This window comes from Paenibacillus sp. PastM-3, assembly GCF_029893965.1.
In the GTDB taxonomy this organism is placed as follows: Bacteria; Bacillota; Bacilli; order Paenibacillales; family Paenibacillaceae; genus Paenibacillus_AQ.
In genome coordinates, this window is sequence record NZ_JARXXP010000066.1 from 1 (window position 1) to 4027 (window position 4027).

The window sequence follows — 4027 nt, forward strand, 5'->3', positions numbered from 1 at the left end:
GTTGGCAGACCCAGATAGGAACCGGGGTGTTTGTCTGAAAAATGGTAGGCGCTAACCATCCCATCACCATCAACCTCAACACCGGACTGTATCTTACCGCCGGTCAATCCTGCTTGGTTGTTTGGCGTGCTGCACCGGTCCGCTTCCAGCAGCCGAATGCGCAGGTCATAAAGCGCATGGTAGCGTGGAAGGAGTGGAAGCAAGACAAACGCATCCCCGGACATCATCCAGGACAGGTAAGCGAGCTGCTGCAGCTCATAAAAATTGTGCTGCCCGGAGGCGTCGCAGTCCTTTGAATCCGCCCACAGTGAAAACTCACGCTCTATTTGCCGGCGCAATTCCTTGGCTTTTGCATCTGATAGGCGCAAAAAATCGGCATCGAATGACGGTTTCAACCGCAGTCCAGTGCCGATTATATTGGTTCTCATGGTTTTAATTGCGCCGTTAGCGAGCGATCCGCCCATATACAAATCCCGGGCTCTCGGCCGGAGGACTTCGAGGTTCGCGTGAATGTCTTCATCAGCATCGCCCTCGACCGGATTCCATGCAGTAAGAGACTTCTTCCGCCGACTGGCGCCGTGGTCACCGTAACCCTGATTAAATACCTGCTGCACTGCTTGCTGCCGGGCAATCTCCGTGCGGGCTTTCTCCCGCCTCAAGGCATACCCAGGGGCTATAGCAGAAACGAAGCGTTCCAGACGGCTCATAGATCAGTGGGAACATACCTGCGGACTCTGCTGTGAGGTCTCAGCCCTGCTGCCTGCCTCAAGCATTCATCCACTTGCCTCTGCCAGTACTTGATTTGAGCCATTACGTCCGCCAGATTGGCACGAGTCAGAGAGCGCGTGCCGATGGTGTATGATTGACCGGTTGATAGAGCGAGCTCAGCATCCAGCCAAGAATTTAAGTGTTCCTGGGCAACTTCTAATGTGTATCGTGGCATTTCCTTTCTCACCTCCCTTCAGGTTAAACACTGCTGTTTGTTCCCCGCCGTCTTCCGGGTTTTACGGCAGGTTGGGCCTGCACACTTTCCCCCGCAGCCATAGGTAACATCTCATCCAGATCCGGACTCAGTAGCTCAATGAGAGCCAGCTGATAGACATGCAAGTCGAACGGCTCATTCCGCTTGCGGATAGGCTGCCATATCTGATAGGTAACGCCCATCTTCTTTTTAGTGACAAGTGTTTCAGCTGTAAGACCGAGGAAGTATTCTTCGTTGTACCCGCGGTTATCGTGCCCTGGCTGATTTGCAGGAAAGTGGCAGTAGCCGGGACCGTACCGCTTGCGCTTCAGGTCACTTGATGCGCGGTACTTACCTTCATCAACCCCGACACGGATAACGGTTGCTTTGTAACGGTTGTTGTTGGAGTATCCGTTGTACAATGGCACATAACCGCCGTTCTCTTTGCCCTCGCCCTTAATGGCATAAATCCGCCGGCCCAGGCGCGCTGCGCAGAATTTATAAACGCTGCCGGTGAAGTGGCCACCGGAGTCGATGAAGGCTCCGACGATTGGGAAGGATCGACCATGCTTATCCTTCCATCGTCGCTGCAGGAACTCGTCAAGATCGGCCCAGATTTTCGGCTGCTCCAGATCCCCGTGAATGACATGGAACCGAATGCCCCAGCTCTCCCGGCCAGCTCCCCAGCCTTTCACTTCGATTTCAAAACGGTTGTCCTGCGTATCCACTGTGGCCGTTAGGATTTTCACGCCGTCCGGCACATCAGCCTCATAGATTTCCCCGCGCTGCATCAGCTCGCTTTCATCCAGCTTCTCGCCAGTGACGCGCCAGGTCTCCCCCATAACGGTGTTGGTCCATACCTGCAGCATTTCCGGATCGTCCTTCGCTTCCAAGAAACCGGAAACGATTTTCTTCCAGGTAACCCATGGACTAACGATCTGGTTTAAGTGAAAGCCGCGGCGGAACGGATGCTTCTGGCGGGCCACCCATTGCCCGGTGCCGCTCTTCCAATCTTTCTCGGAGCTAATCCCGCCGCAGGCTCTACATGCTGCCTCAACATTCTCAACCTCGCCATCATCGAATCTCGTAAATTTCAAGCTCTGGAATCCCAGTGCCTGCAAATCCCCACAGCATGGACATGGCAAACACCACTGTTCTTGAGTACTGTCCTGGTAAAGCTTGTTGATCCGGGACGTCTCTTCAACCAGTGGTGTCGAAACGAAAATATGTTTTCGGTTATGGAATGTGGTTGTCCGCTTTTTTACCAGATCGACCGGGTCACCTTCAGTACCGGCCGAGACCGGGAAGCGATCAACCTCATCACCGATGACAACGCGCACAGGGCGCGAGGATAATGCAGCTGGCGAATTTGCTCCGACCAAGGCAACATACCCGCCCGGGAAGCTCTTTTTTGCAATTGTATTCGATGCGCTTCGGCCTTTAGCTGCAGCAAAAACTTTTTTGAGCCGCGGGCTGGCATTAATCATTGGCGTTATGCGTTCCTGGCTGGCTGCTTTAATCAAGCCTTTATCCGGCAGCATATAAATGATCGGCCCCGGCTCCTGATCCGCGAAATACCCGACTGCATTCAGCAGCACCTCAGTCTTCGCAACCTGTGCTGATGCCATGATTGCAATTTCTTCGATATGAGGATCATTGATCGCGTCCATTACTTCTTTCATGTAAGGGACTCGGTCGGTTCTCCAAGGGCCCGGCTCGGCCGAAGCTTCGGGAGACAGGACTCGATTCTGATCCGCCCATTCCGATACCTTCAGTGGCGGGCACGGCTCCCATAGTTTCGCAATCTCTTTGAATAGGTCAGCTGTCTTCTTCGGGATCATCCACGTCACCCGCCTTCTGGTTGAAAAGACCCGGATTATACTCCGTCAGGCCAGCAAGCGCGGCGGTAATCTCTTGATTCAGCACCTGCTCAACGACAGTGGACGGTTCTTTGTCCAATTTCAGACTGACCCGCGGCGGAATTGCCAGCAGCTTTGTCTTAGCTGTGATGATCATTTCCCCCATAACCGCCCTTATATCATCAGTAGAGTGCATATTCCCCTGCTTTTCAGCCAGTTCCAGGGCTGCTTTTTGGGATTTTATCCGCTCATGCTCCGTCTTATGGTCGGTATATGTCGGCTTTCCGTCCCCTTTTGAGCCTCCTGTGACGTGCTCAATGTACGCCTGGATGGCTTCAGAGAAGATATATTTGCCCCGGCTGGACTGCTTCAGGCTGCCTTCAGCTGTTAAATTCCTGATCCACCGAGAGGTTTTACCCACGATGGCGGCCAAATCGCTTGTCGAAATCTCCATATCAGCTATATTAATCTTCTTCTTTTTGGCTTCCGCCATCGTAGACCCCCCTAGCTTCCGTTTTAAGGCGTTTTAATCAAAACCCTAACAACGTCTCATTAATGAAGGAAAAACCTCTCTATGAGTATCCCAGCCCTTCGAGAACGGAAACGGAAGTGAAATTTGAAATAAAAAACTGATCGAAAATCGGGCTCACGCGCACCCGCATTTCTTTTTAAATCTCAGAAGGACCCAAATCGCTCAGATCAGCTGGGTTGCGGGGGCTTTTGCTCTTCAATTCCCAGCTCGTTCATCAATGTTTTAAGAACAGCCTTTCGTTCAAGCCACCAGTGTGCCTCTTCATTGCTTAACACGCGCAGCAGCTCAAGGTTATGCTTAATGATAAAGTCCTTCTCGAACAGCCCATGCTCTACAAGGTTCTGAGTGTAGGAAGGATACGCCGTCTTCTCTGTGCCAAAGTGTTTCTCATGAGCCCAAGCATAGATGGATGCAGCACTCATAGCCGGCACTTCATGACTCGTCTCCTCTTCTTCACGTTCTGCAGTAAGTGGCCCTGTAGCCAGATCAATCAGCATTTCTCTCTCATCTGCTGATAAGGTGGAGATATCGTCTACCTCTACTGTCCGCTCTACCTGCTCGCACCCGTAATTGTAAGCCGTGGATTGTCAACAGTAAATCAGACAACTTTTTTAAGGGCTTCTTGACGATACTGAACCGGTGTCTGGTAACCCAATGTGCCATGAATACGATGCT

At 52.1% G+C, this 4027-nt stretch carries 5 protein-coding genes; all 5 read right to left on the minus strand.

What is annotated here, in order from left to right; all coding sequences use genetic code 11:
* A partial coding sequence (locus M2108_RS31180) for a phage portal protein (RefSeq protein ID WP_277473347.1) occupies window positions 1-707 on the minus strand: 707 nt, incomplete at its 3' end.
* Entirely contained in the window at window positions 704-943 is a 240-nt protein-coding gene (locus M2108_RS31185; protein WP_277473346.1) for a DUF6148 family protein, read from the minus strand. The genes M2108_RS31180 and M2108_RS31185, both read right to left, overlap by 4 nt.
* A 23-nt stretch (window positions 944-966) precedes the next feature.
* Complete coding sequence (locus M2108_RS31190; RefSeq protein ID WP_277473345.1) at window positions 967-2802, minus strand: phage terminase large subunit family protein; 1836 nt, start codon at window positions 2800-2802, stop codon at window positions 967-969.
* Window positions 2780-3313, minus strand: a complete 534-nt coding sequence (locus M2108_RS31195; RefSeq protein WP_277473344.1) for a hypothetical protein — start codon at window positions 3311-3313, stop codon at window positions 2780-2782. The genes M2108_RS31190 and M2108_RS31195 overlap by 23 nt, the downstream gene beginning before the upstream one ends.
* Before the next feature lie 206 nt (window positions 3314-3519).
* Window positions 3520-3849: a hypothetical protein gene (locus M2108_RS31200; protein WP_277473343.1), complete on the minus strand. Its 330-nt coding sequence runs from the start codon at window positions 3847-3849 to the stop codon at window positions 3520-3522.
* Window positions 3850-4027 lie beyond the last annotated feature (178 nt).

Bases quoted from the DNA above. Each gene is read 5' to 3' on its own strand.
- M2108_RS31185 (WP_277473346.1), bottom strand. From the start codon at position 943: ATGCCACGATACACATTAGAAGTTGCCCAGGAACACTTAAATTCTTGG.
- M2108_RS31190 (WP_277473345.1), bottom strand. From the start codon at position 2,802: ATGATCCCGAAGAAGACAGCTGACCTATTCAAAGAGATTGCGAAACTA.
- M2108_RS31195 (WP_277473344.1), bottom strand. From the start codon at position 3,313: ATGGCGGAAGCCAAAAAGAAGAAGATTAATATAGCTGATATGGAGATT.
- M2108_RS31200 (WP_277473343.1), bottom strand. From the start codon at position 3,849: ATGCTGATTGATCTGGCTACAGGGCCACTTACTGCAGAACGTGAAGAA.